Annotated in this window: 27 protein-coding genes and 1 pseudogene; 14 read left to right on the top strand and 14 right to left on the bottom strand. The window is 58.1% G+C overall.

Going from position 1 to position 23793, the window contains the following annotated elements; translation table 11 throughout:
- Positions 1-40: 40 nt before the first annotated feature.
- The 3 genes from EKM86_RS06080 to EKM86_RS06090 form a co-directional block, all read right to left on the bottom strand.
- Positions 41-490: a universal stress protein gene (locus EKM86_RS06080; RefSeq protein ID WP_125756092.1), complete on the bottom strand. Its 450-nt coding sequence runs from the start codon at positions 488-490 to the stop codon at positions 41-43.
- A 126-nt stretch (positions 491-616) separates the two neighbouring features.
- Complete coding sequence (locus EKM86_RS06085) at positions 617-964, bottom strand: hypothetical protein (protein ID WP_125756094.1); 348 nt, start codon at positions 962-964, stop codon at positions 617-619.
- 94 nt (positions 965-1058) lie between these two features.
- Positions 1059-1553, bottom strand: a complete 495-nt coding sequence (locus EKM86_RS06090; RefSeq protein WP_125756096.1) for a flavodoxin domain-containing protein — start codon at positions 1551-1553, stop codon at positions 1059-1061.
- Between the two features lie 138 nt (positions 1554-1691).
- Between EKM86_RS06090 and EKM86_RS06095 the strand changes: the two genes are divergently transcribed.
- A complete protein-coding gene (locus EKM86_RS06095) occupies positions 1692-2192 on the top strand; it encodes a thiol peroxidase (RefSeq protein ID WP_125756098.1) in 501 nt (166 codons plus the stop codon).
- A gap of 45 nt (positions 2193-2237) precedes the next feature.
- Here EKM86_RS06095 and EKM86_RS06100 read toward each other — a convergent pair whose 3' ends face one another.
- The 3 genes and pseudogenes from EKM86_RS06100 to EKM86_RS06110 form a co-directional block, all read right to left on the bottom strand.
- The gene (locus EKM86_RS06100; RefSeq protein WP_125756100.1) at positions 2238-3731 is read right to left on the bottom strand and encodes a metallophosphoesterase family protein; all 1494 of its coding nucleotides are present in this window, start codon (positions 3729-3731) and stop codon (positions 2238-2240) included.
- Between the two features lie 202 nt (positions 3732-3933).
- Positions 3934-4920 (bottom strand): AEC family transporter, encoded by a 987-nt coding sequence (locus EKM86_RS06105; protein ID WP_125756102.1) that lies wholly within the window; start codon positions 4918-4920, stop codon positions 3934-3936.
- 2 nt (positions 4921-4922) lie between these two features.
- Positions 4923-6584, bottom strand: a pseudogene (locus tag EKM86_RS06110) (malolactic enzyme); the annotation flags it as partial.
- Between the two features lie 274 nt (positions 6585-6858).
- Here EKM86_RS06110 and EKM86_RS06115 point away from each other — a divergent pair.
- Entirely contained in the window at positions 6859-7743 is an 885-nt protein-coding gene (locus EKM86_RS06115) for a LysR family transcriptional regulator (RefSeq protein WP_125756105.1), read from the top strand.
- On the top strand, positions 7743-9113 hold the full coding sequence (locus EKM86_RS06120) for a class II fumarate hydratase (protein ID WP_125756107.1): 1371 nt from the start codon (positions 7743-7745) through the stop codon (positions 9111-9113). The genes EKM86_RS06115 and EKM86_RS06120 overlap by 1 nt, the downstream gene beginning before the upstream one ends.
- Here the strand turns inward: EKM86_RS06120 and EKM86_RS06125 are convergent.
- Together EKM86_RS06125 and EKM86_RS06130 are read right to left on the bottom strand one after the other, a co-directional pair.
- Entirely contained in the window at positions 9104-10045 is a 942-nt protein-coding gene (locus tag EKM86_RS06125) for a magnesium transporter CorA family protein (protein ID WP_125756109.1), read from the bottom strand. The two genes, EKM86_RS06120 and EKM86_RS06125, sit on opposite strands and share 10 nt — an antisense overlap.
- Positions 10046-10103: 58 nt before the next feature.
- Positions 10104-11030: a magnesium transporter CorA family protein gene (locus tag EKM86_RS06130; protein ID WP_125756111.1), complete on the bottom strand. Its 927-nt coding sequence runs from the start codon at positions 11028-11030 to the stop codon at positions 10104-10106.
- 123 nt (positions 11031-11153) lie between these two features.
- Between EKM86_RS06130 and EKM86_RS06135 the strand changes: the two genes are divergently transcribed.
- From EKM86_RS06135 to EKM86_RS06150, 4 genes are read left to right on the top strand one after another with little or no spacing between them, the layout of a single operon-like run.
- Positions 11154-11510 carry a DUF488 domain-containing protein gene (locus EKM86_RS06135; protein WP_125756113.1) on the top strand — a complete coding sequence of 119 codons (357 nt, stop codon included), beginning with the start codon at positions 11154-11156 and terminating at the stop codon, positions 11508-11510.
- Entirely contained in the window at positions 11510-12052 is a 543-nt protein-coding gene (locus EKM86_RS06140; RefSeq protein WP_125756115.1) for a 5-formyltetrahydrofolate cyclo-ligase, read from the top strand. The genes EKM86_RS06135 and EKM86_RS06140 overlap by 1 nt, the downstream gene beginning before the upstream one ends.
- 54 nt (positions 12053-12106) lie before the next feature.
- On the top strand, positions 12107-13051 hold the full coding sequence (locus tag EKM86_RS06145; RefSeq protein ID WP_125756117.1) for an AEC family transporter: 945 nt from the start codon (positions 12107-12109) through the stop codon (positions 13049-13051).
- A gap of 10 nt (positions 13052-13061) precedes the next feature.
- The gene (locus tag EKM86_RS06150) at positions 13062-13535 is read left to right on the top strand and encodes a hypothetical protein (protein ID WP_125756119.1); all 474 of its coding nucleotides are present in this window, start codon (positions 13062-13064) and stop codon (positions 13533-13535) included.
- Positions 13536-13692: 157 nt separating this feature from the next.
- Here the strand turns inward: EKM86_RS06150 and lexA are convergent, their stop codons facing one another.
- Both lexA and EKM86_RS06160 read right to left on the bottom strand, forming a co-directional pair.
- The gene (gene lexA, locus EKM86_RS06155) at positions 13693-14319 is read right to left on the bottom strand and encodes a transcriptional repressor LexA (RefSeq protein ID WP_125756121.1); all 627 of its coding nucleotides are present in this window, start codon (positions 14317-14319) and stop codon (positions 13693-13695) included.
- A 123-nt stretch (positions 14320-14442) separates the two neighbouring features.
- Positions 14443-14634 (bottom strand): hypothetical protein, encoded by a 192-nt coding sequence (locus EKM86_RS06160; RefSeq protein WP_125756123.1) that lies wholly within the window; start codon positions 14632-14634, stop codon positions 14443-14445.
- 219 nt (positions 14635-14853) lie between these two features.
- Here EKM86_RS06160 and EKM86_RS06165 point away from each other — a divergent pair, with 219 nt between their 5' ends.
- Complete coding sequence (locus EKM86_RS06165) at positions 14854-16032, top strand: AI-2E family transporter (RefSeq protein WP_125756125.1); 1179 nt, start codon at positions 14854-14856, stop codon at positions 16030-16032.
- Positions 16029-16499 carry a hypothetical protein gene (locus EKM86_RS06170; RefSeq protein ID WP_125756127.1) on the top strand — a complete coding sequence of 157 codons (471 nt, stop codon included), beginning with the start codon at positions 16029-16031 and terminating at the stop codon, positions 16497-16499. The genes EKM86_RS06165 and EKM86_RS06170 overlap by 4 nt, the downstream gene beginning before the upstream one ends.
- Before the next feature lie 72 nt (positions 16500-16571).
- Here EKM86_RS06170 and EKM86_RS06175 read toward each other — a convergent pair whose 3' ends face one another.
- A complete protein-coding gene (locus tag EKM86_RS06175; RefSeq protein ID WP_125756129.1) occupies positions 16572-17012 on the bottom strand; it encodes a hypothetical protein in 441 nt (146 codons plus the stop codon).
- A gap of 83 nt (positions 17013-17095) precedes the next feature.
- On the opposite strand from EKM86_RS06175, the gene EKM86_RS06180 reads away from it, so the two are divergent.
- Positions 17096-18121 carry a zinc-binding alcohol dehydrogenase family protein gene (locus tag EKM86_RS06180; RefSeq protein WP_125756131.1) on the top strand — a complete coding sequence of 342 codons (1026 nt, stop codon included), beginning with the start codon at positions 17096-17098 and terminating at the stop codon, positions 18119-18121.
- 56 nt (positions 18122-18177) lie between these two features.
- Here the strand turns inward: EKM86_RS06180 and EKM86_RS06185 are convergent, their stop codons facing one another.
- The 3 genes from EKM86_RS06185 to EKM86_RS06195 form a co-directional block, all read right to left on the bottom strand.
- A complete protein-coding gene (locus EKM86_RS06185) occupies positions 18178-18471 on the bottom strand; it encodes a hypothetical protein (protein ID WP_125756133.1) in 294 nt (97 codons plus the stop codon).
- A gap of 19 nt (positions 18472-18490) precedes the next feature.
- On the bottom strand, positions 18491-18910 hold the full coding sequence (locus tag EKM86_RS06190) for a GNAT family N-acetyltransferase (RefSeq protein ID WP_125756135.1): 420 nt from the start codon (positions 18908-18910) through the stop codon (positions 18491-18493).
- Positions 18911-18988: 78 nt separating this feature from the next.
- Positions 18989-19345, bottom strand: coding sequence for an iron-sulfur cluster biosynthesis family protein (locus EKM86_RS06195; protein WP_125756137.1), 357 nt, complete (start codon positions 19343-19345; stop codon positions 18989-18991).
- A 568-nt stretch (positions 19346-19913) separates the two neighbouring features.
- On the opposite strand from EKM86_RS06195, the gene EKM86_RS06200 reads away from it, so the two are divergent.
- Genes EKM86_RS06200 through EKM86_RS06215 form a run of 4 tightly spaced genes read left to right on the top strand, consistent with a single transcriptional unit; the run spans position 19914 to position 23714 of the window.
- The gene (locus tag EKM86_RS06200) at positions 19914-20360 is read left to right on the top strand and encodes a LytTR family DNA-binding domain-containing protein (protein ID WP_125756139.1); all 447 of its coding nucleotides are present in this window, start codon (positions 19914-19916) and stop codon (positions 20358-20360) included.
- Positions 20360-21124, top strand: a complete 765-nt coding sequence (locus EKM86_RS06205; protein WP_125756141.1) for a LiaF transmembrane domain-containing protein — start codon at positions 20360-20362, stop codon at positions 21122-21124. Before EKM86_RS06200 ends, EKM86_RS06205 begins: the two co-directional genes overlap by 1 nt.
- A 9-nt stretch (positions 21125-21133) precedes the next feature.
- Positions 21134-22405 (top strand): MFS transporter, encoded by a 1272-nt coding sequence (locus EKM86_RS06210; protein ID WP_125756143.1) that lies wholly within the window; start codon positions 21134-21136, stop codon positions 22403-22405.
- A 43-nt stretch (positions 22406-22448) separates the two neighbouring features.
- Positions 22449-23714, top strand: coding sequence for an MFS transporter (locus tag EKM86_RS06215; protein ID WP_164506188.1), 1266 nt, complete (start codon positions 22449-22451; stop codon positions 23712-23714).
- Positions 23715-23793: the final 79 nt, after the last annotated feature.

The following is a 23793-nucleotide window of genomic DNA, read 5'->3' on the forward strand; positions in this document are numbered from 1 at the left end:
GCGAAAGGCCGGTGCAAAATTGCACCGGCCTTTAGTGTATCTAAGCGTTGGGATTTGCCACAATCAGCACGTCGCACGGCGCATTTTCAGTGACGAAGCTGGCCACCGACCCGATAAACATGCGCGACGTCAGCCGCTTGCTGGAGCGGCCGAGGATGATCAAACTGCTGTCATAATCCTTGGGCGCGTCAAGTGCGACCACGGTGCGCGGATTGCCGAAGCGCAGGTGGGTGCGCACTTCAATGCCCCGCGCCCGCAGCGGCTTGGCCTGCTCTTCCAGCTCGATTTCCGCCCGCGTTTCGGCGTTGTACAAAATCGTGCCGTCCACGTCCGGTTGCTGGGCAAAGCCGACCTGATAGCTGCGGGTATCGATCACGTACAGCAGGTCGATGCTGGCGTCGTCCATCTCGGTGATCGCCACCGCCTTTTCCAGCGCCGCAACGCCGGCGGCAGAGCCATCAAACGCCACTAAGATCCGGTCTTTTGTCATCTCGACCACTCCCTTCCCCTTATTTGTACCATATCCAGGCGAAATGGCGGGAACAATAGGGGCCGGCGTCACATTAATTTTGGCCGCAAAAAGCCGCCGCCTGGAGTCCAGGCAGCGGCGCGCCGTTTAAAAGTAGCGGCTGTGGTTGAAAAAGTTGAGCTTGGCGACGACGGTGTTGGCGTCGGTGTACGGCTGCGGCACCACGAACAGGCCCAAGGCGTCCAGGTGCTTGTGCACGTTGTTGGTCACCGCGGTCTCCAGCTCTGCGGGATCCAGGTGCGGCGCGGTTTTGGCCGCGATGGTCATCAGCTCGTCCAAGTCGATGGTGATGGTGTCGACGAAATGGTCATTCAACTGAGCGTAAAGGGCTGCGACCTGCGCGTCCACATAATCGGTGACGGCCTTGAACAAATCGGCGTTTTTTGCCTTCAGGTTGTAGTAACGAGTCACTAGTTGGTTGTTATCAATTGTCATGAATTGCCTCCGGATATTGTTTGTTTAAGTGTACCAAACTTTTTCCGGGTCTGCCGGATTCTTCCGGCCTGCCCCCACCAATTCGTGAGCTGCCTCAAATCACACCGCTTGCTTCCAGTCTGGCCACCTCGTCCAGCAGCGGTCGAACCACGCCCATGCCCCCGGCTGGCGGCTTGGCCTTGAGCTTGCGTTTTTGCGAGTAGTACGGCAGCTTGATCCGCAGCGGCATGCTGGCCGGATCCATTTCGCCGTCAAAGTAAAAGAGCTGCGGCTGCGTGCGGCAGCTGCGAAACGTGTGCTGGCGCAGCGCCTGCAAATCGATTTGCTCAGGCGGCAGCAGACCCGTCCCAAACACGATCAGCTGATGCGGCAGCGCCAACTGGTACTGCTGATAGAAGGGCCGAAAGCCGGTCACGCCGCCGCGCTTGGTGGCGTGCGCGCCATAAATCACCAGGCGCGTGTGGATCAAGTCGTCTGGCGTGACAAACGCCACATCTAACACTTCACAATGCAGCACCCGCGCGATCCACAGCGCGTAACCCTGTGTGAATCCTGTCTGCGATGAATAGATAACGACAGTTTGGCCCATGATGCCCCCTCCTTATCAGATTACCCACTGGTACAGGATAATTGTAGCAAGACGCCTTGCCCAGCGGCCAGTGGCAAGGCCTGCCAAACCGCGAGGGATATGCTACACTGAACGTAGATTGCAAAAGGAGGCTACATCATGCAAATCACTCGTCATGGCGAAGCGCAAGAGACTAACGGCCAGCCGCCATTGATTGGCCACGAACTGCCTGCATTTAACGTGACCACTGCCGACCAGACGCCGTTTGACCAGTCCCACCTAAAGGGTCGCTACAGCCTGATCTCGGTGGTGCCAGACATTGACACGCGCGTCTGCAGCATTTCCACCAAAAACTTTAACCAAGCCGCCGACCGGTTCGACGGGATCAACTTTTACACCATCTCCACCAACACCTTGGACCAGCAAAAACACTGGTGCGCCAATGAAGGTGTGAAAAATATGCACCTGTTGTCCGACGCCGATGCCAGCTTCGGCAAGGCGATGGGGCTTTACCTGGCGGCCAACAACACGGACGCCCGTAGCGTCTGGATCACCGATCCGGAGGGCAAAATCGTCTACCGTGAGCTGATCACCGAACAAACCAATGAACCCGATTACGACAGTGCTTTGGCTTACCTGGAAACTCACGCCAAGCACTAAACCATCCAAAAAAGCTGCTGTGCAAATGTTTTGCACAGCAGCTTTTTATATCCCCTGTAACGCGCTCAACTGCGCGACCATGCGATCAACCGCCGGCTGAGTGGCCGCTCGGTCCTTCAACAGGTAGCGCGCCTGGGCCACGAGCAAACGACTTGCCGGCGCCTCATCCTGGCTGTGGGCCGCGATGGCCGCTTCCAGATTGCTGCGGTCAACGCGCGGAAACACGCCGACCAACAGCCGCTGCGCCTCGTCGACTAAGGCGGCGAGCGCCGCATCACTGAACCGGATCATCTGCGGCATCACCGCCGCCACGCGTGCCTGGACAAACTGGCGGGTCAGCCGGGCCTCAACCGCCGCGTCCGCCGCCTGTCCATGAAGCAGGTTGTCACTCAGCCGGCTCAGCGTCTCGATGGCGTCATCGCGCCGCGCAAAGTAGGCGTGGTAAGGCTTGAGATCAAGTGGCGGGCAAAGTGCCCGTCGCGGCCGGGCGCTGCCGATCAGCTCGGCCACCTGGGCCTGCACCTGCGGGCCAAAGAGTTGTGCCGCCGGCGCGTCAGGCGTCGCATCGGTGCGCGGATCATCAAAGGTGGCCGTCGCATAATTGCGGTGAAGCAGCTGCAGCGCCCGTGCGGCCGCCATTGGGTCGCGTTTTTCAATGCTGGGCAACGCCGCCGCCAGCGTCGTGGTGTTCAGGTTCAGGTCGTACTGCGGCAGCGGCCGATTAATGGCCAGGTCCCAGGCCGCAAACTTCATCGTCCGGGCGCTGAAGGTGCAGTAATACGCCAGCCCCGCGCCATCGTAGCCGTTCTCGCTGAGGGCAAAGGCCGGCAAGTCGATGCACGTGCCAAAATCGCGCGGGATGGCCTCGGCCACGCCAAAGCCGTTGTGAATGTGCCCGGATAAAATGAAGGTGTTCGGGTGCCGGCGCAGCACATCCTTAACGACGGCGTCCTGAATGCCAAAGCCGCCGCCAAAATTACTGCGCCAGTGCGTATCGCGCAGCGGCTGATGAACCAGCACCAGATTCTTTTGGCCACCGTCCTCGCCGGCCTGCAGCTCCGCATCAAGCCAGGCCACCTGCTGGGCCGAGATGTAGGCGCCGTCCTTCAGCCCTTTTTCCGAGTTCATGACGATGAAGTGGTAATCGCCCAGGTCCACCGTGAAGTAAGGCTGCCAGGGCGTTGCGCCAGGCACGCGGCTCAGGTAGTGGGCCTGATACTCGGGCATCGTGACCGTGCGAAAGTATTGCGGATCGCTTTCCTGATCGTTGTCGAAGTCCAGCTCATGCGGCCCGCGCACATCGTGATTGCCCAGGCAGACGATCAGCTGGTCGGCCGGCACCTTTTCCAAAGAGGACCAGGCGTCCTGAAACTGCGCTGGGTCGCCCCAGTCCGTGACATCGCCCGCGATCACCACGGCCGCGTGCGGGTCGAGGCGGTGCATGTTGACCAGCGCATGGTGGAAGGCCGCCGTGGTGTGGCGAGTACTCCCCAGATGCAGATCAGATAAGATGAAAAGATGCAGACTGCCCAGATCCATCGGCGCAACACTCCTTTCTCGTGTTCACTGGCAATTGTTGACGAATCGCCAACTGGCCACATAAGTTTGTTAATGTCTAGGGTACACCCAAGGCCGGCATTGTGAAAGCCCATTCAAGAGGCAACTGACGATCACCGGATAAAAAAGACGCCCTCAGTTGCCTGAGTGCGCCTTCGTTGAACGATTTAGTTGAATGTGCCACTTACATCCCCTGGATCAGCAGCATGATGATCGGCACCACGATGACGAACAGCACCGTCGACAGTGTGACCACGTTGGTCGCGTATTCGACGTCGCCGTGCCCTTCCGTGGCCAAAATTGGCAGCACGGCAAGGCCAGGTGCGGAAGCCTGAACAATCAGCGTCTTCGCTTCAAGGCTTGGTACATGGAAGCCGGCCCTCAGCCCAATGGTGATCAGCGCGAAAATCAGCAGCGGTGCGACCACGAAGCGGCCGAGCAGTGCAACGACCGAGTCGCGGTCGAACTTGATGGTCTTGAACCCAGCCTTGGCCAGGATGATCCCGATGTAAATCAGAGACAGCGGGGTCACGAGGCTGCCGACATACGTCATCGCGTTGACGACGAAGCTCAGCCAGCCCACATTCACGAACGGAATGTTGAGCAGCAGGAAGACCAGCGCGACCAGGAAGCCAACCAAAGGTGCTGGCAGCAGCTTTTTCCAGTTGAAGCTGGCCTTGGTGCCGACCTCGCCGTTGATCTTGGTCGGGTCGTCCCAGCTCATCAAAAACGCGCCAAGCGTCCAGGTGGACACCGTGTTGACCACGTAGTACATCAGGAAGTACGCAGTCGCCTTGTCACCGAACAGCGCCATGTTGAGCGGCAGACCGATGAAAATGGTGTTGGCGTTGACGAACATGTTGATGAACGTCCCGCGCCGGCCCGGGCGCACCTTGAGCAGCTTGACCAGAATGAAGGCCACGATGTAGCCCAGCGCGACGGCGCCAAAGCCGTACACCAGCCCTGAGGACAGGCTGATAAGCTTGCTGCGGGTCAGCCGCTGCAGGACCTGGATGAAGATAGACGCCGGCAGCGCGACCTTCATCAGCAGGTTAGAGATGGTCTGGCCGAATTTTTCATCAAACCAGCCGTTGTGCTGGAGAATGTAGCCCAGCGCGATCATCAAAACAATGGTTAAAACACTTTCGATACTCGTGTATAAGGCAGTCACAATTAGTCCTCCACTTCTACATCGGTGAGGTCGCGGTATTCAGGGGTCCACTGCATGTCAGCGACCGCCTGTTTGACGTCAGGGATTGGTTCTTCGTTCAAGCCATCTTTGACCGCCTGAGTCGCCACTGCGATTGCGACCGTCTTGCTGAACTGATCCAGCTTGGAAACTGGCGGCAGCACGGCAGCGCCGGCCTTGTCAGGGTCGACCAGACCACCCAGGCTGTGGGCAGCGGCAGAGATCATCGCGTCAGACAGCAGCTTGCTGGTTGCGGCGATCGTGCCCAGACCAAGGCCTGGGTATACCAGGGCGTTGTTGGCCTGGCCGATGGCATAAGTGACGCCGTTGTACACGACGTCAGCAGCCGGGATCCCGGTGGCAACTAAGGCGCGGCCGTCGGTCCACTTGATCAGATCCTCGGCTTTGGCCTCGGCCAGCTTGGTCGGGTTGGACAGTGGGAAGATGATCGGCCGGTCGGTGTGCGCGGCCATTTCGGCAACGATTGGCTGGGTGAAGCTGCCAGGCTGCGTGGAGGTGCCGACCAAAACGGTCGGGTGCACGGCCTTAACGGCAGCTTCCAGCGTCGTCAGGTCATCAGCGTTCGCAAATTCACTGCGGCTGCGAGCAAATGGCTTCTGCGCCGGGGTCAGCGTCTCGTCATCGTCAAAGAGCAGACCCTGCTTGTCGACCAAGTAGAAGTGCTTCTTGGCCTCGGCCGGCGCCATGCCCTGCTGCAGGAACTCGTCGTACACGCGCTGAGTGATGCCGGCGCCGGCAGTGCCGGCCCCAAAGCTCATGTACACCTGGTCGGTCAGCTTTTGCTTGGAGATGTTCATGGCCCCAAACAGCCCGGCCAGCACGATGATCCCGGTACCTTGAATGTCGTCGTTAAAGGTCGTGATTTGGTCCTTGTACTGATTGAGAATGTCGGCGGCGTTAGCGCGGCCGAAGTCTTCAAAGTGCAGGTACAGGTGTGGGAACAGCTTCTCGGCCGTCGCCACGAACTTGTCAACGAAGGCGTGATAGTGTTCGCCGTAAACACGCTCGTGCCGTACGCCGACGTAAAGGTCGTCATCCAGCAGTTCTTTGCGGGTAGTCCCGGCGTCCAGGACAACCGGCAGCACCTGACTTGGGTCGATGCCAGCAGCGCCGGTGTACACCATCAGCTTGCCGACCGCGATGTCGACGCCCTGCGTGCCCCAGTCGCCGATGCCCAGGATGCCTTCGCCGTCAGTCACGACGATCAGGCGAATGTCGCGGCCGTTGGCGCTGTGGCGCAACGCGGCTTCCATGTCATCCTGCGCGTCAATGCTCAGGTAGGTCGCGTTCTGCGGCTCAACGAAAATTGCGGAGTAGTTTTCAATGAAGTCGGCGATGGTTGGGTCGTAAACGATCGGCATGAATTCCACAATGTGCTCGGAGAACAGCTTGTAGAACAGCACATGGTTGACGTTGAACAGCTGCATCAAAAACTGGCGCTTGGCGAAATCGGTCGGCTTGCTTTGAAGCTGGGCATAGGCCTGGGTCACCTGCTGATCCAAGGTTTGGATAGCACTTGGCAGCAGCCCGTTCAGACCGTACTTGGCGCGCTCCTCAGCGGTAAAAGCGGTGCCCTTGTTTAAAAATGGATCGTGAAGTAATTGCTCTGGTGTGTATTTCATGTGATGTGTCCTCCTATTTGATTACAGGAGTCACTTTACGCGGCGGACAAAAATATAGTCAAACGCGGCCAGTTTAATACGATTCATTTATATGAACGGGCGGACTGCCGATTTGCTAGCGGTCGGAGTGCGCGTCATTTTCACGCCGCAAAATTAATTTAATAATTAATTGCCGCTTACGTACGCACGGCACCATGTCATCCTCTTTTCACTGAATTTTCATCCCGTTCAGGGGCTTTTGTGTTAATCTTTCTTTATATGAGCAAGGGGGAAAAACATGAACACGCGCGACTTGGAATACTTTGAGGCGTTGACCAAAATCAAAAACTTCTCTCAGGTGGCAGCCCAGTTTGGTGTTACCCAGCCGACCATCACGATGGCGCTGAAACGCCTCGAGACGCACTTCGGCATCCAGCTGATCGACCGCGACCAAAGCCACGCCCGCATCACCGTCACGCCGGCCGGCGAAACGCTGGCTGGCCACGTCCGTGTGATCACCGCGGAGCTGACCGCTGCTGAGGCCGAGCTGGCGCGCGCTCGCAGCGGTAAAATTCGCTTCGGCCTGCCGCCAATCATCGGCAACTTCTACTTTCCGACGCTCGCACCGGCACTGATGCAGGCGGGACTGATCGACCAGCTGCAAACCGTTGAAGCCGGCTCGCAGAATCTGCTGGCCGACCTGCGCGCGGGCCACCTCGACGGCGCCTTGCTGGGGTCGACCGGCCCCTTGAACGCGCCAGCTCTGACCGTGCAGCCGCTGCGGCGCGTGCCGTTCACGGTGGTGGTATCGCCAGAGCATCCGCTGGCTGCGCGCAAGCAGTTGGCATTTGCGGCACTCAAAAACGAACCATTCGTGACCCTGGCCGAAGGCTTTGTCCACACCAAAGCCTTCGAATGGTTCACCCACACCGCCGGCATTCAGCCCAGCGTGGTGTACCGCACGCAAGACGTGGCGCTGCTCAAACACATGGTGCAGGCCAACGTCGGCATCGCCTTGCTGGCGCAAATTGCGGTCCAACCGGCCGATCACCTGGTGACCATCCCCCTGACCGATCCCGGCCAGCCGACCTTTGACATCGCGCTGGTCACCAGCCGCACACTGCGGCAAACGCCGGCCACCGATCAACTGCTGCAATTATTATTAAAAGAAGGAGAGCAATAATGCGCATTGAAAAAGACGCCTTGGGCAAAGTTGAAATTCCGGATGGTGCGGCCTGGGGCCCGCAAACCGAGCGCTCCCGCCACAACTTTAAAACCGGCCCGCTGATGCCGGCGGCAATCATCCGGGCGCTGCTGACCATTAAGTCCGCTGCCGCTGCGGTGAACATGAAGGCAGGCATGAACCAGGCGGTCGGGCAGGCCATCATTGACGCCGCCGCTCAGCTGCAGGCCTTGCCAGATGACCAGCTGATGGCCGACTTTCCGCTGCACGTCTACCAAACCGGCAGCGGCACGCAAACCAACATGAACGTCAATGAGGTGCTGGCTCACCTGACCAGCGTCGCGCTGGGCCGGCCGGTGCTGCCCAACGACGACGTCAACCGCGGTCAAAGTTCCAACGACACCTTCCCCACTGCACTTCACATGGCCGTTTACCCGGCCGTGACCAAAGTTGCTGAGGCGGCCGCGGCCATGATCCAGACCCTGCAGGCAAAGGAGGCCGCTTACGCCCAGGTCGTGAAGCTGGGCCGCACCCACTTGCAAGACGCCACCCCACTCACCTTCGGCCAGGAGGTCTCCGGCTGGCGTACCACCCTTGAACAAGACGCGGCCACCTTGCAAGCGCTGCAGGCACCGCTGTTGACGCTCGCTTTAGGGGGCACCGCCGTCGGCACCGGCCTGAACACCACCCCAGAGCAGACGGCCGCCATGGTTGCCCAAATTGCGACGCTAACTGGCCTGCCCTTCACCGAAATGCCCAACAAGTTCCACGGGCTGGCCTTTCACAGCGAACTGACTGCCGTTCACGGCGCCTTGAAGACGCTGGCCGCCGACCTCATGAAAATCGCCAACGACATCCGCTTTTTGGCATCCGGCCCACGCGGCGGCTACGGTGAGCTGACCATCCCAGCCAACGAACCCGGCAGCTCGATCATGCCGGGCAAGGTCAATCCGACGCAGGCGGAAGCGTTGACCATGATCGCCGCGAAAGTCATGGGTAATGACACGACCATCGCCATCGCCGAAAGTCAGGGCAATTTTGAGCTGAACGTGTACAAGCCGGTGATCGGCGCTACCGTGCTGGAAAGCTGCACGCTGCTAGCCGGCGGCATGACTCAGTTCGACCAGCTGCTACTGCAAGGCCTCAGCGTCAATCAGGCCCGCATGCAAGAATTGGTCGACCGCTCCCTGATGCTGGTCACGGCTCTTTCGCCGCACATCGGCTACGCGCAAGCGGCTAAGCTAGCTCAAACGGCACAAAAAAACGGCCAGTCGCTGCGCGAGGCAGCGCTCGCCTCAGGTGCAGTGACAGCCGAACAGTTTGACGCGTGGGTCGACCCGCTGAAAATGACCAACGCCGCTCAGAAGTAATCTTTGCGGTGCAGCCACCAGGCCACGGCGCCGCTGATGCCCGCCGCCAGCGCCAGCGTCAGCCAGAACCCATACACCGGCTGACCCTTCCAGGGGATCCAGGTGTTTTGGCCAAAAATGCCGGAAATGATGGGCGGAATCGCCAGCAGGATCGACACCGACGTCAGCATTTTCATGATCAGGTTCAAGTTGTTGCCGACCACCGAGGAAATCGCGCTGTTGTACTGATCCAAAATTTCCTCAGTGCTTGCCACCGTCGTCAGGATCTGGCGCACCTTCACGTCCAGCAGAAACAAGACACGGGCATCACTGGCCGCCAGAAAATAACGGTCGCTATCGCGGATGTCCGCCACCAGGGTCTTGGTGCGAGTCAGCGCAGCGTTGAAGTACACCAGCCCTTTTTCCAGACTCATCACTTCATAAATCAGTGTGTTCTTGGCCGAATTCTTGACCTGCTTTTCCATCTTGTGCGTGCTCTCGGCCATATCGTCAATGTCCTTGGTGTAGCACTCCAGCACCCGGTCGACGATGCGCAAGGCCAAGCTGTCGGCGGTTTCGACCTGGTCCAGCGCCTGCAAGTAGGCATCCATGAGGCGCGGCTTGTCGCGGCTGATTGTGACCAGCTCATCGGCGAGCAAAATCAAGGCGATCGGCATGGTTTCGTACGTGCGATAGCCCGTATCGCCCTGGTAGGCATAAGGTTCGCGCACCAGGATGAAGCCAGGGGCGTCAGCGCCTTCGCGCAACGCTTCACCGCGCGCGTCCTCGTGGTCGTCAAGCGCCGCTTCCACGTAGCCGTCCGGCAAATCGTAGCGCGTTTTCAGCGCCTGCAGCTCAGCCTCGCTTGGGTCAAAGATACAGTGCCAGCACGCCCCGCTGGTCTCCGTGGCGCTGGTGGTTTGCGACTGTTTGATCGCGTAGTCTTTTTGCATACGGCACCTCCACCTTTAATTGTAGAGAGGTGCCCTTGCGCTTTGCACGTCCGACGCTTTAGAAGTAGTCCTTCTTGTGCAGCCAGTATGCTGTGGCCACACACAGCACAACGGTGGCAAAAATCAGCGTCCAAAAACCCCAGATGCTTTGCTGCCACGGCACGCGGGTGTTCATCCCCCACAGACTGCCGACGATGCTCGGAATCGTCATGATGATGGACACTGAGGTCAGCACCTTCATGATCAGGTTAAGGTTATTCGACACCACTGAGGACACCGTGGCATTATACTGGTCTAGGATCGCCGAGTTGGATTGCGCCAGCGTGTAGGCCTGGTGCGCGGTGCGCTCAGCGATCACCAGCTTGCGGCGGTGAGCCGGGTCGGTGGCAAAATAAGCTGACGCCTGCAGCTGCGGCCAGATATTCTGGGAATCCGTTAAGGCCGAGGTGAAAAAGACCAGGCTTTTTTCCACGGCCATGATTTCATACAGCAGCGTGTTGTGCGAGGCGTTGCCGACCCGAATTTCCATGCTTTGGGTCTGCGACGCCAGCTGGTCCGTGTCATTGAGAAATTGGGCAAACACCAGATTCAGCACACTCAGCGAATAGACGATTGGGTCTGCCGTGGTCGCACTGGCTTGCAGGCAGCGGTTGTGAATGGTCAGCTTGCGCGGGCTGACCGTGGTCACCAGGTCTGCCTGAATGATAATGGCCAGCGGACTGGTCGCGTAGGTCCGCTCCCCATTTTTGCTGATGGTCTGGTACGGACAGCGCACCAGAATCAGACCGGCCCCGCTTTTATCGTCCATCCCTTCCACGCGCGGATTTTCGTGGGCGTTGAACACCGGGGTCATGTAGTCGATGGGGATGTGATACTGCGCGGCCAGGTCGTGGCATTCTTCCTGGGTGGCCTCCTGAACGGACAGCCACTGCGGGGCGGCGGCTGGACTGTTCCCTTTCACGCCAAGTGTGGTTAATAGATGCATCTCACGCCTCCTGAACTTGATGGTTTTAAGTTTAGCACTTCAAGGCAGGCCCAACTGCCTTGACCCGCGGCTTGAATAAGCCTTTAATTTGGTTATTGGTCGTTTCAGAAAGGAGTCTTCACGATGGAGTTCATTCCCGTTAGGATTTACGCCCATGAACAGCCTGAGGGGTACCGGCTGCTCGTCGACCGCGTTTGGCCGCGCGGCGTCAGCAAGGTCAACGCCCGGCTCGACGACTGGGCCAAGCAAATTGCCCCGTCAACCGAGCTGCGCAAGTGGTACGGCCACGACCCGGCAAAAGCCGAAGAGTTCAACCGCCGCTACATTGCCGAGCTCGACGCCAATCCGGAAACCCCGGATTTTCTGCAAAAAATTCGCAAGCTCGACACCGACAAAGTGCTCCTGCTTTTCGGGGCCAAGGACGAAGCCGACAACAATGCCACGGTGCTCGCAGACTATCTGAAGGAGAAGATCGGCTAGTGCAAACCAAACCCGAATTCCGCAAGGCGCAGCTCAAGCGGCTCAATGATGCCGCCAAGCAAACGCAGGCCGAAAGTGCCGGTCTGGTCGCACAGCTGCTGGCGCTGCCGCAATGGCACAGCGCTCGCACCATCGCCACCACCGTCAGCGGCCCGATCGAAGTGACCACCGGCGGCATTATCGAAGCGGCGCAGCAGGCCGGCAAAACGGTGCTGCTGCCGCGCGTGATGCCGCACCGCCAAATGGCCTTTTTGAAAGACCCTGGCAGCGCCAATCGCGTCACCAGCAAGTTCGGCATCCCCGAGCCCCCTTACGTTGAGGCCGCAGTCGATCAGCACCCCGACCTGGTGATCGTGCCCGGGGTCGCCTTCGTACCGGCCACCGGCGCCCGCATCGGCTTTGGCGCCGGCTACTACGACCGCTTCTTGGCGAAGTACGATGGCCCCACCGTCGCTTTAGTCCCCAGCGTCATGAATTTTGCCGCGCCGGCGTGGCCGGTCGAAGCTTTCGACGTCCTGATCCAAACGCTGCTGACCGTTTAATCTCGCAGCGAAAAACCAGCGGCAAGGTGTTTGCCGCATGTGAGGAGTAATTTTTTGACTAGTTTTCTCTCAAGTTTAGGCGGGGTCTCCGAGATCTTGATCCTGGTCGCCATCGGCTACGGGCTGACCGCCCTGGGGTGGTTCAACGACCGCTCCAGCCGTGTGATCGCCAAGGTCGTCACCCAGGTCGCCCTGCCCGCCTACATGATCGAAACCATCTGCTCGCGCTTTTCCGCAAGGGAGCTGGCGGCACTGCTGCCGGACCTGCGCTTTCCAGTGCTGTCGATGGCCATCCTGTTTGCCCTGTCCTTTGTGGTGGCGCGCGTGATTCGCGTTGACCCCAAGCGCCGCGGCCTGTTCAAGTCCATGTTTTTTAACTCCAACACGGTGTTTATCGGCCTGCCGGTCAACCTGGCGCTGTTTGGGCCGAAAAGCGTGCCGTATGTGCTGGTTTACTACATGGCCAACACCACCATTTTCTGGACGATCGGGGTTTACTTGATCCAGCGCGACGGCCCGCACGCCGCCCACTTTGACCTCAAGCAGACGCTGGGGAAAATTTTCTCGCCGCCGCTTTTGGGCTTCATGGTCGGCGTCGTGCTCGTCCTGCTGCATGTGCAGCTGCCGAGCTTTCTCTCGGCCACTTTAGGCTACGTTGGTGACCTGACCATCCCGGGCTCCATGTTCTTCATCGGCATCGCGATGTACCAGGCCGGCATCAAAAACATCCGCTTCGACCGCGAACTGCTCGGCGTGTTCTCTGGGCGCTTCGTCTTTGCGCCGCTGGTGATGTACGCGCTGGTCGCCTTCGCCCCGGTCCCGCTGCTCATGAAGCAAGTCTTCATCCTGCAGTCCTGCATGCCGGTCATGACTAACGCCCCGGTCGTCGCCAAGCTGTACGGCGCCGATTCGAAAAACGCCGCGATCACCGTCTCCGCAACCACCCTGTTTGCCATCGTGGTGATCCCAATCGTCATGACCTTAGTGCAACATCTGTGAGGTAAATACATTGAAGAAAATTCTGCTTAGCGCTGCGCTGGTGCTGGTCCTCGCCGGCTGTGGCAGTCAAAAAAAAGCGCCGCAAACCAGCTCGAGCAGCAGCGTCAAAATCAGCAAACAGGCGGCACCGAAAAAACGGCCCAACACCAAGGCCGGCATGGATGATCTGATCGGCCACTACTGGGTCAACACTGCGGATGCGAGTGAAGTCCTGCAGATCACCGCCTCAACTGATGGCTACTTTGTGGACGTCCAGCGCTATTCGCAGGCTCAGGCCGGGTATGCCACCGCCAGCGCCGGGGTGTTTGCCGCCAAGCTCGCCTTGGGCAAGCACACCTACACCTTCACCGGCCGCACGCAGCCGAATGCGCAAAGCAGCACATGGGTCTTCCAGAAGCTCAGTGCGACCAAGATCAAACAACTGCCGGACGGGCCCCTGTTTCGGCAGGTCAAAAACGATGACCTCAGCACCATTAAACATTAAAGAGAAAGTAAGACAAAATGGCTTAGTCGCGTTCCATAAAGCAACGTCCAAGCGCACAAACGCCCCTGCACCGCGATTTTAAAAACAAATCGTGGCGCAGGGGCGCTTGTGCTTTGAGCTAAACCCGCTTGATGGCTCGGCCTTTTGACGTTTGTGCTTATTTAACTTCGCTGCGGTACAGGCCAACGACCACACCCAGAATGGAGACGTCATCGAAGTACATGTCCGACATGGAATCATTTTCCGGGTGCAGCCGCACACCGCCACTTTCGCGATAGAAGCGCTTGACCGTTGCCTCGTCGTCCTGGGTCATGGCGACCACGATCTGACCGTTCTCGGCAGTTTCCTGCTTTTTGATGATCAGCTTATCGCCATCCAGGATGCCGATCTTGATCATGGACGAACCGGAAACTTCCAGGATGAACAGGTCATCCGCAATGTACTCCAGGTCATCGGGAATCGGGAAGTAGCCATCGATGTTCTCAATCGCGGTGATTGGCACCCCGGCGGCAACTGTGCCGACGATCGGGATACCTTCTTCGGCAATGCCGATGTATGACAGGCCGGCCTTAGTCAGCATCAGCGTGCGCGGCTTGGCCGGGTCCTTGGCAATGTAGCCTTCCGCCAGGAGCCGGTCGAGGTACGCAGCGACCGTGGAGCTGGAACTCAGACCCACGTTTTTGCCGATTTCCCGCACGGTTGGTGGAAACCCATTGGTTTGAATTGAATCATGAATCGTGTGTAGGATCTGCTTCCAACGTTTCTGACTTGCTTGGGATGGCATGGCCGTCCGCCTCCGCTCTCTAGTTTTCTTTATCATACCAGAGGGAACGCTTGTTTGCAAGTAAAAGCACTGTGGCTTACGGTAAGCATCAAAAAAGGCCGCCCAAGCGGTCTCATGTGAACCCTAGAAGCGATGCATCAGGTCCAGCCGGTGCAGCTGCCGGCGGTCGCACTTATTGCGCTGCATCAGGTAGACGCCGCCGAACAACATGTCGACTGCGATCAGCCCGATTCCGAGCACGGTATTGACAACTAGCAGGACCACGGTCACTGCAATCAATGCGCGCAGACTCCACTTCATGACTTTCATACTCATTGGACGCCCCCCTCTCGTAATTTTGATAGTTATGATTATACCCGAATTCTTGCTTTTGTAAAGGTTCTGTATATAATCAATTTACATTCGGGGCAATTCGGCCGGCACTTGGCATTTATTCTTTACAATTCACAAACAAATCAGCCTTGCGCCGGATTCGCTTTCACCCCCTCATTTAGGTATCATAGAAGTAGTCAACAAACTCAAAGGGGTGCGCGCATGCAAACGAAACGCTCACAGTTTTACCAGCGGTTTTTAAACAACAAGTTTGCCGTGATCCTGGTCGATCTGGTGCTCGCGTTGCTCGCGATTTTTATTTTCACCAAAATTGCCTGGGTGTTTCAGCCTGTGGTCAGTTTTCTGAGCATCGTCGCCCCGCCGTTCATCCTCGCCGGAATCCTGTTCTACATGCTCACCCCCGTCGTCAACTGGTTGCATCAGCGCGGCCTCAACCGACTGCTGGCCATCGCGTTGGTCTTCCTCCTCGTGATTGGGCTGATCGTCCTAGCCATCACTCGCGTTGTGCCGCCCATCGAAAGCCAGCTGCGCAGCTTCATTAATGCGACTCCGACTTACTGGGACGAGTTCGTCCGGTGGATCACCGACCTGAATAACCAGCAGAACATTTTCAGCGACAAGCAGCTGAGTCAGTTCGCCGGCGAGATCCAAACTTGGGTCTCCAAGCGCGGCTCGACCATCTTGTCGGGGACGCTGTCGTCCTTGTCTTCGATCATCTCCACTGTCGGCACCGTGGTGGTCACCGTGGCGACCGCGCCGATCATTTTGTTCTTCATGCTCAAAGAGGGCAACAAGTTCACGCCAATGATCCTGCACCTGGTCCCAACCAAGCAGCGCAAGAGCTTTGGCGACATGCTGCACGAGATGAACGTCAAGGTCGGCTCGTACGTGCAAGGCCAGCTGACCGTCGCCATCGCCGTCGGGATCATTTTCATGGTCGGCTATTCGATCATCGGCCTGCGCTACGGCCTGATCTTTGGGATGCTGGCAGCACCGTTGAACCTGATCCCCTACTTTGGTTCCGCGCTCGCGATGGTGCCAGCGCTGATCATGGGCGCCATTCAGGGGCCGAAGATGTTCATCGCGGTAATCGTCGTCTTCTTCATCGAGTGGCTGCTCGAGACGCAATTGATCTCCCCGTTTGTCATGGGGAGTAAACTAGAAATGCACCCGATCACCATTGTCGTGGTCCTGCTGACAGCAGGGTCCATGTTCGGACTGGTGGGTGTGATCTTGGGGATCCCCGGCTTTGCGGTGATCAAGATCGTGGTGGTGCGCCTGTTCAGATGGTACCAGCAAGTCTCCGGGCTCTACCCCAGCGATGTTCCCGACAAGACCCTGCAACTCACCTCGCAGGAGAAAGCAGATAACTCAAAATGAACACTTTTCTGATACTTTTAGATGCCGCACTGATCGGACTGGGCGCGTATTACCTGTTCTGGCAGAGTAAAATCGACGTGCGCGGCGCGTATTCGACCTTTCAGTTGGTCATGGCCGTCTTCTTTGGCTTCTGGTTCGTCAGCACCGGCGTCGGCAACATGTACTATGTCGTCTTCATGGCGGCCTTCCTGACTCTGACCGTGATGACAGGCAGCACCGGCCTGACGCCAACGCGCCTGATCAACGTGGGCCTGTTCTCACGGGTCATCCCTTACACGCGCCTGGTCGGTGTCACCTTGACCCCACTGCAGCTGCCCAATGGCCAGGCCATGGTCGTGGCTGTGTTTGGCCTGTCCGCCCGCCGCTTCGTGCGCCTGACCTTCCGCAGCGATCTGCAGTCGCTGATCCAAGTGCTGCGCCCGCGGGTGCCGCAAAACGTCGAGATCCGCGTGCAGCAGGTCCAGTAATTTTTTCATTGAAATGCAAAACCGCTTGGCCCGTCACAGACAGGTCAAGCGGTTTTAATTTGCCCAGCCGGCTTACTTGCCGGCATCCGGGTCATGGTCGTGCGCCTGCTCCCCGAAGTAGTCCGGCGGCATCGGGCCGCGGTCGATTGGGCGATTCGGCTGGCGAAAGGCAAACAGCCCGGCTAGTGCCGCCACCAGCAGCACGGTCGCTCCGATCACCTGCCACATCAGCAGCAGCCCGATCAAGTACACGTACAGCAGCGCCACGATGGCCAGACCGAACAGGAAGTCGATGAAGAACCGGGTCACGCGCGTGTGGGCGGCAGAATCAAAGTAGGCCAACAGCCCCAGGAGAATCACCGTGCCGAAGCCGAAGCTGAGCGCGGCGGTCATCGCGATTGGCGTCTGCGGCTGCGTCACGTACCACGCAAACCAGCTGAACAAGCAGCCAAACACAAATAAGAGCAGGTTGATCCAAAGTTGGGTCCGCGACCCCTTTTTATTGCTGCGCATACGCGGCCTTCTTTCAGTAAGTTCATCAGACGAGTCAAAAACGGCTACAATTAATATAGCACATTCGAAGGGAGTCGTATTCTATGTTCGAAAACCTTGGCTTTGCCGCCTATGACGGCCTGGCCCTCGATGATCCTGCCAGCCTGGTCCCGGTCGACCTGAAGCGGCCCAGTGCCGGGGCAAATGATGTGGTCGTCCAGGTCCGAGCCATCGCCCTCAACCCGGTCGATGAAAAGCAGCGCGCAGCCCTGGCCAAGCAGACGCAGCCGCGCATCCTCGGCTACGACGCGTGCGGCACGATTGCCGCAGTCGGCAGCCGCGTCACCCGGTTTAAGCCAGGCGAGCGCGTCATGTACGCCGGCACCACCAAGCGCCCCGGCAGCTTCCAGCAGTACCAGGCGGTATCCGCCGATTTGATTGCCGCGGCGCCATCCAACCTGACGGCCGGCGAGGCGGCCGCGCTGCCGCTGGTCGGCTTGACCGCCTGGGAGCTGCTGTTTGAAAAAATGCACTTCACCCCGGCCGCAGACGCCAACCGCGGCAAGACCCTGCTGATCATCAACGGCGCAGGCGGTGTGGGCTCGATGCTCAGCCAGCTGGCGCACTGGACCGGCATGACCGTGCTCGCCACTGCCAGTCCGCGGCATTTTGACTGGCTGACGCAACACGGCACGGCCGTCCCGCTGGACTACCACGACGACTTGATCGGCGCCGTCCACCAGGCAGGCTATCCGATCGTCGATGCCGTCGCCATTTTATACGCGACCGAGCCTTACCTGGGACTGGCAGCGCAACTGGTCGCCCCGTTTGGCCACGTCGGCGCGCTCGCGACGCCGCAGGGACCGCTGGAGGTCACCGCGCTCAAGGGCAAAGCGGCAAGCCTCGACTTTGAGTTCATGTTCGCGAAAAGCGATTACCACCATGACATGGCTAGCCAGGGCCACATTCTCTCTCAGTTGGCCACGCTGGCGTCAGTCGGGTTGCTCGATCCCAGCGTCACGACCCGCTACGATCGCATCACCATTGCCAACATCAAGGCTGGCCTGGCCAGTTTGATGGCCGGTCACCAAACTGGCAAGATCGTCCTTGATGGACCATTTGAAGGGTAAATGAAAACAAGGTGAAGACGTTTCATGGCGTCTTCACCTTGTTTTGTCGATTGAGCCTATTTGGCAAAGCCCAGCGCCTTTTGGAGCACGGCCTTAGCCTGCGCCTCGGAGAAGCGCTTGGGATCAAAAATGATCGACCCAGGGCCCATGTAGTAGTGGAACAGCTTCAAGGTGCCGCGCGGGGTCAGCGTGCGCAGGCGCAGCTCGTCGTTGACTTGGGCTAGGTACTCATCGCACCACTTCTCGTCCATCATGGCCGGCTCGTCGCGCTCGGTGATGTAGCCCTGCTCCAGCAGCAGGTTGGCCCCTTCGGCTTTTTGCTCTCTTGAGACGTTTTCTGTTGGCTCCATGTCTGCCTCCCTGCTCGGACTAGAACTTCGGCTCCAGCAGCTTGCGCGGCCGCACAAACGTGGCCACCTTCGTATCGCTGCCGCGCTTAAAGCCGGCGTGTTCATAAAAAGCCGCCATGGCTTCATTGGTCGTGACGATCACAATGCGGTCGACCTGCTTGAAGTACTCGTCGAATTGGTCCAGCAGCTCGGTGCCAATGCCCTGATGCTGATACTCAGGCAGCACGATCAGATCCTGCACAAAGACAATGGTGTGCATGTCCGACACGCCGCGAATCACGCCGACCAGCTTGTCGCCGTCGCGCGCTGTGAGTAGCGTCGAATTGGCAATGCCGCGCGCCGTTTCCGCCGGGTCATTGAGGTAATGCGTCATGTGGACAGCGCCGTAAAGCGCCTTGATTTCATGGATCGTCAGTGCCGATTCAAACGTGTAATTCAAAATTTAACCTCCCGAATTCAATTGCCAGGTTAAATTTTAACCCAAGCGGCACTTAATTCAAGAGAAAGTCGTGTTGGCCTATTTCTTTTCAGTAAAATCCAAGAACCCCATGTCACTGTCGATGACGCCGCCATCCCCGCTGAGCTGCATGGTGTTCAACGTCTGGTTCAGATGGACGGTCAGGTGCTCGTCCAGGTCTTCAGCCGAGTAATCCTTGATCAGGATCGGCCCCAGGTTCGAGTCGACCACGACGTTGTACCCGTCGGTGGGCGCGGTTTGAGCCACCACATTCAGCGTGAATTGAATCATCATGTGGATCATGGCGTGCTGTGAGTACTGCCCGACCCCATCCTCAAACGTTAATAGTAATTTCTTGCCTGGTCCCAGGTGCGGCTGGATCTTCGCTGCCGCCGCGTCGTCAAAAGTTAGCTCCATTTCATTCACCTCCAGGCTCAGCCTAAGCCCTGATTTTGAAAAGGGCAATTGATTGTGCTTGGCGCAGCAAAATTTTTTTGATTAGGGCCGTGAACGTCACAATTTCTTCACATTATGGGACTAAAGTAACCAGTATAGAAATGAGCCACCCACTCATTTCCATACCCATACCCAACTTTTTCATTTTTACTCCTCCAAAGTAAAAATCGCGAAACGGCCGCCCAGCCGTTTCGCCAATCCTTACTCCTTGGCCATCACCCACCCAGTGATGGCCTTTTTTACGCGCGCTCTTAGCGGCTCTGCCGCTTAGAGCGCGCTACTCGACGAAAGCCTGCATAGCAGGCTTTCTAGAGAAGCAGCAGCGTGTAGTGCTTTGCCGCTTACGCACTGCCACTCGACGGCAGGCTGCAAGGCAGCCCATCTAAAACTCGATATTCTCTGAAACCTGTTATCCGCTTTCCGCGTGCCTGACCAGTCACGCGGTTTTTTTGACCGGATACGCACCAGGTATTTCACTCAGCGAATTTTAATGGTCTAATAATGAAGTACCAAGCGAGGAGGTGGGGCAATGAAAATCAGGGTTGAAACTGATCCGGATCTGAAGGAACCAGAACTGGTCATTCGGGCCAAGGATCAGGAGACGGCCGCCGCGATGAAAAGCGCGTTGGCCGCACCCACTGCCCCGACCCTGCCCGTGTTCCAAGACACGGTGGAACGCTTCCTGCCGCTGCCGACGATCCTGTTCATCGAAACGCAGGACCGCACGCTCCAGGTTCACACTAAGGACGACATTTTCACCAGCAAGCAAAAGCTGTACGAGCTGGCCGAGTCTCTGCCCGGCAGTTTCATGCAGGTGGCCAAATCTGTGATCATCAATTTGAACCAGGTGGCGGCGATCAACCGCTCGCTGTCGGATTGCCTAGTGGAATTTCAAAACAGTCACAAACAGGTCTACGCGTCGCGGCGCTATTACAAGGCGCTGGTCGAGCGGTTAAACGAAATGAGGGGTTTGTAATGGAAACCAAACAAGTTAAATGGGGTCACTGGTTCTGGGGGTTGTTCTTCGTCGTCTGCGCCGGCATCTTAGTGCTGAGCCAGCTCGGCCTGTTCACCTATCACCTGCACTTTTGGACGCTGGTCCTGGTGCTGATCCTGGTGGCCGCCGCCATCAAGAGCCTGGCCAGCCTGTCGTTCGCAGGGTTCTCGTTCAGCCTCGCGTTTCTAGCGATGCTCTTCGCCAAACCGCTGGGCATCCAGCAGCTCGTGCCGTGGACAGTTCTCGGTGCAGCCCTGCTGCTTTCGATTGGCCTGACCTTGCTGTTCAAGCCGCTGAAAAAGCACCACTTCAGCGTCGTCACCATTAATGACAAGCATTACACGATCAGCGAGCTGCGGCAGCTGCAAAAAGAGGCCAAGCAAGCGCCAAGCTACGTGCCAAGCAGTGAATCCGCCGACGTCACCGTCAACGTGAAACTCGGCAGCGCCACCCGCTACGTCCAGCAAGGCGACTTCCGCCACGCGGTGATCCGCACCAATCTGGGCGACGTCAAGGTCTTTTTTGACAAGGCAACCATCATCAACGAACCGGCCTTGATCGAAGTGCTCGGTCAGATGGGCGACATCAGCCTATACATCCCCCGCGACTGGAACGTTCAGCCCAACCTGGGCAACTTCGCGGTCGACTTCACCGAAAAAGGCGAAACCCCGACCAAAACCGGTCCGCTCGTAGTCCTCGCCGGCGATTTTAAAATGGGCGACGTCACGATCCACTACATCTAGGAGCTCGCTATGAAAAATCTCACACCTCAAACCATCAAGATGCTGGTGCTCAAATTTGCCGGCACCTTCGGGTCAAGCATGCTCTCATTTGCCATTGGCCTGTACATTCTCCACCGCACCGGCTCCGCGCTCAGCATGGGCGTCACCATGATCACCGGCCCCATCGTCTCTTTGATTCTGACCCCGTTTGTCGGGTACGTGGTCGACACCATGAACCACCGCCGCATTATGATCACCGCGCAGGTCACCACCAGCATTGCGCTCGTGCTGTTCGGCTTCGGTTTTCGGCTCTGGCCGGCGCAGTATTACCCGGAAATGATTGCCCTCATCGTCGCGCTGCAGGTGACCGACAATTTTCTCAGCACGACACTGACGGCCAGCCTGGTTCAACTGTTTGCGCCCAATGAGCTGCAGCGGGTCAACTCTCTGAACCAATCCATCGCCAGCCTGGCAATGTTTCTGGCACCGCTGATGGGAGCCATGCTGTACACGCTGGTGTCGATCGACACCTTTGCCTTTATTGAAGTGCTGTTCGAGCTGACCGCGTTGGTCGCCATTTTCCTGCTGAAGTTTCAGCCCTTCGCGGCCCAATCGCCAGTCGAGGCTGCGGAAGCACAAGAATCCGTCTGGCAGAATTTCAAGACCGGCTTTGCCTACCTGAAAAGTCAGCAGCTGATCTTCATCCTGACTGTGTCCTCGGCCTTTCTGAATTTCCTGTTCGCCGCCGTGAACGTCGGCCTGCCGTACCTGCTGATCCAAACCATGAAAATGACCAATAACCAGTACGGCTTCGTCGACTCCGGCTTTGCCATCGGCATGTTTGGCGGCGGCATCCTGCTGTCAATGCTAAAGATGCGCAGCCACCCGATCAAGTTCTCGTTCTTTAACATCATTCTGCTGGCGATTCTCTTCACCTTCACCGGCCTGCCTGCCGTGCTACGCTGGACGGGGCTTTTAAGCACCGGCTACTTCTGGATTCAAAACATCGTCAACGGGGTCTTGATCGTGCTGATCAACACGCCAATCAACACCTTCATGCAGCAAGTGATTCCGCATCACCTGCAGGGCCGCGTGTTCTCGCTCGACGGCACGATTTCCCAGATGCTGGCCCCGCTGGGCACGTTAATGTTCGGGGTGCTGTTTGATCACCTCGCCGCCCCGCTGCTGTTTGGCGTCACTGGTATCGTCCTGATTATTTTCACGCTGATTGTGACTGGTCTGATCAGACGCAGCCATCTGTATGACAAGCCCGAGAACCAGGTGCCAGCAGCTGCCAACTGAAGCCAGCGCCAAGCAAAATTGCCCACGAAAGTCAGGAATCCTCTTGAAGAATTTAACCCCTCAAACCATTAAAATGCTGGTCTTAAAATTCGCCGGCACGTTCGGGTCCAGCGTGCTGTCTTTTGCCATCGGCCTGTACATTCTGCACCGCACAGGCTCCGCCCTCAGCATGGGTGTCACGCTGGTCACTGGACCGGTGGTGTCGCTGCTGCTGACGCCGTTTGTCGGCTATGTCGTGGACACCATGAGCCACCGGCGCATCATGCTGAGCGCGCAGGTGGTCACCAGTGCCGCACTGGTGGCTTTTGGGGCAGTCTTTAAGCTCTGGCCCGCGCAGTACTTCGCGGAACTGATTGCATTGATCATCGTGCTGCAGGTCACCGACAATTTTCTCAGCACCACGCTGACCGCCAGCCTGGTACAGCTGTTTGAGGGCAGAGAGCTGCAGCGGGTCAACTCGCTGAATCAGTCCATCACCAGCCTGGCCGCCTTCCTGGCGCCGCTGATTGGCGCGTGGCTCTACACGCTGGTGGCCATCGACACCTTCGCCTACATCGAGGTACTGTTCGAGCTGACCGCGCTGGTCGCGATCCTGCTGCTGAAATTCCGCCCAGTCGTCCAACCAGCCACGCCGCAGCCGCGCGAATCCGTCCTGAACAACTTCAAGACCGGGTTCGCCTACGTCAAAAGCCAACGACTGATTCTGACCATCATGATTTCCTCAGCCGCGGTCAACTTCCTGTTTGCGGCCATGAATGTTGGCCTGCCCTATCTGCTCATTCAGACGCTGAAGCTTTCCAACCAGCAATACGGGCTGGTGGATTCCGGCTTTGCCGTGGGCATGTTTAGCGGCGGCATTCTGCTGGCGGCCATCACCATCCGCACTCACCCCATCCGTTTTTCCTACTTTAACCTGTTCCTGCTGGGCGCCATGTTCACAACCACCGGACTGCCGGCCCTGTTCTCCTGGCCCAGCTGGCTCAGCACCGCCTTTTTCTGGCTGCAAAGCATGCTCAACGGCGTCCTGATGGTGCTGATCAACACCCCCGCCAACACGTTCAAGCAGCAGATCATTCCGCAGAATCTGCAAGGCCGCGTTTTTTCCCTCGACCTTACGATTTCGACGCTGCTTGCGCCAATCGGCACGCTGGTGTTCGGGGCCCTGTTTGATTACTTCGCGGCGCCTTTGCTGTTTGGCATCGCCGGCAGCGGCCTGCTGCTGCTGACCCTGGTCGTCACCACCGTCATCAGCCGGCAGCACCTGCTGGACCGGCCGGAAAATCAGGTGCCGGAAGCGGGTCAGAATTAACGATCGAGTAGGAGGTAGCCGATTAATTCGGCTACCGACCTCTCACACCACCGTACGTACGGTTCCGTATACGGCGGTT

The organism is Lacticaseibacillus hegangensis (assembly GCF_003946465.1).
Taxonomy (GTDB): Bacteria; Bacillota; Bacilli; order Lactobacillales; family Lactobacillaceae; genus Lacticaseibacillus; species Lacticaseibacillus hegangensis.

Bases quoted from the DNA above. Each gene is read 5' to 3' on its own strand.
- EKM86_RS06080 (WP_125756092.1), bottom strand. From the start codon at position 490: ATGACAAAAGACCGGATCTTAGTGGCGTTTGATGGCTCTGCCGCCGGC.
- EKM86_RS06185 (WP_125756133.1), bottom strand. From the start codon at position 18,471: ATGGAGCCAACAGAAAACGTCTCAAGAGAGCAAAAAGCCGAAGGGGCC.
- EKM86_RS06205 (WP_125756141.1), top strand. From the start codon at position 20,360: ATGGAAACCAAACAAGTTAAATGGGGTCACTGGTTCTGGGGGTTGTTC.
- EKM86_RS06115 (WP_125756105.1), top strand. From the start codon at position 6,859: ATGAACACGCGCGACTTGGAATACTTTGAGGCGTTGACCAAAATCAAA.
- EKM86_RS06160 (WP_125756123.1), bottom strand. From the start codon at position 14,634: ATGAGTATGAAAGTCATGAAGTGGAGTCTGCGCGCATTGATTGCAGTG.
- EKM86_RS06170 (WP_125756127.1), top strand. From the start codon at position 16,029: ATGAACACTTTTCTGATACTTTTAGATGCCGCACTGATCGGACTGGGC.
- EKM86_RS06085 (WP_125756094.1), bottom strand. From the start codon at position 964: ATGACAATTGATAACAACCAACTAGTGACTCGTTACTACAACCTGAAG.
- EKM86_RS06210 (WP_125756143.1), top strand. From the start codon at position 21,134: ATGAAAAATCTCACACCTCAAACCATCAAGATGCTGGTGCTCAAATTT.
- EKM86_RS06125 (WP_125756109.1), bottom strand. From the start codon at position 10,045: ATGCAAAAAGACTACGCGATCAAACAGTCGCAAACCACCAGCGCCACG.
- EKM86_RS06200 (WP_125756139.1), top strand. From the start codon at position 19,914: ATGAAAATCAGGGTTGAAACTGATCCGGATCTGAAGGAACCAGAACTG.
- EKM86_RS06180 (WP_125756131.1), top strand. From the start codon at position 17,096: ATGTTCGAAAACCTTGGCTTTGCCGCCTATGACGGCCTGGCCCTCGAT.
- EKM86_RS06165 (WP_125756125.1), top strand. From the start codon at position 14,854: ATGCAAACGAAACGCTCACAGTTTTACCAGCGGTTTTTAAACAACAAG.
- lexA (WP_125756121.1), bottom strand. From the start codon at position 14,319: ATGCCATCCCAAGCAAGTCAGAAACGTTGGAAGCAGATCCTACACACG.
- EKM86_RS06095 (WP_125756098.1), top strand. From the start codon at position 1,692: ATGCAAATCACTCGTCATGGCGAAGCGCAAGAGACTAACGGCCAGCCG.
- EKM86_RS06090 (WP_125756096.1), bottom strand. From the start codon at position 1,553: ATGGGCCAAACTGTCGTTATCTATTCATCGCAGACAGGATTCACACAG.
- EKM86_RS06175 (WP_125756129.1), bottom strand. From the start codon at position 17,012: ATGCGCAGCAATAAAAAGGGGTCGCGGACCCAACTTTGGATCAACCTG.
- EKM86_RS06130 (WP_125756111.1), bottom strand. From the start codon at position 11,030: ATGCATCTATTAACCACACTTGGCGTGAAAGGGAACAGTCCAGCCGCC.
- EKM86_RS06120 (WP_125756107.1), top strand. From the start codon at position 7,743: ATGCGCATTGAAAAAGACGCCTTGGGCAAAGTTGAAATTCCGGATGGT.
- EKM86_RS06100 (WP_125756100.1), bottom strand. From the start codon at position 3,731: ATGGATCTGGGCAGTCTGCATCTTTTCATCTTATCTGATCTGCATCTG.
- EKM86_RS06135 (WP_125756113.1), top strand. From the start codon at position 11,154: ATGGAGTTCATTCCCGTTAGGATTTACGCCCATGAACAGCCTGAGGGG.
- EKM86_RS06195 (WP_125756137.1), bottom strand. From the start codon at position 19,345: ATGGAGCTAACTTTTGACGACGCGGCGGCAGCGAAGATCCAGCCGCAC.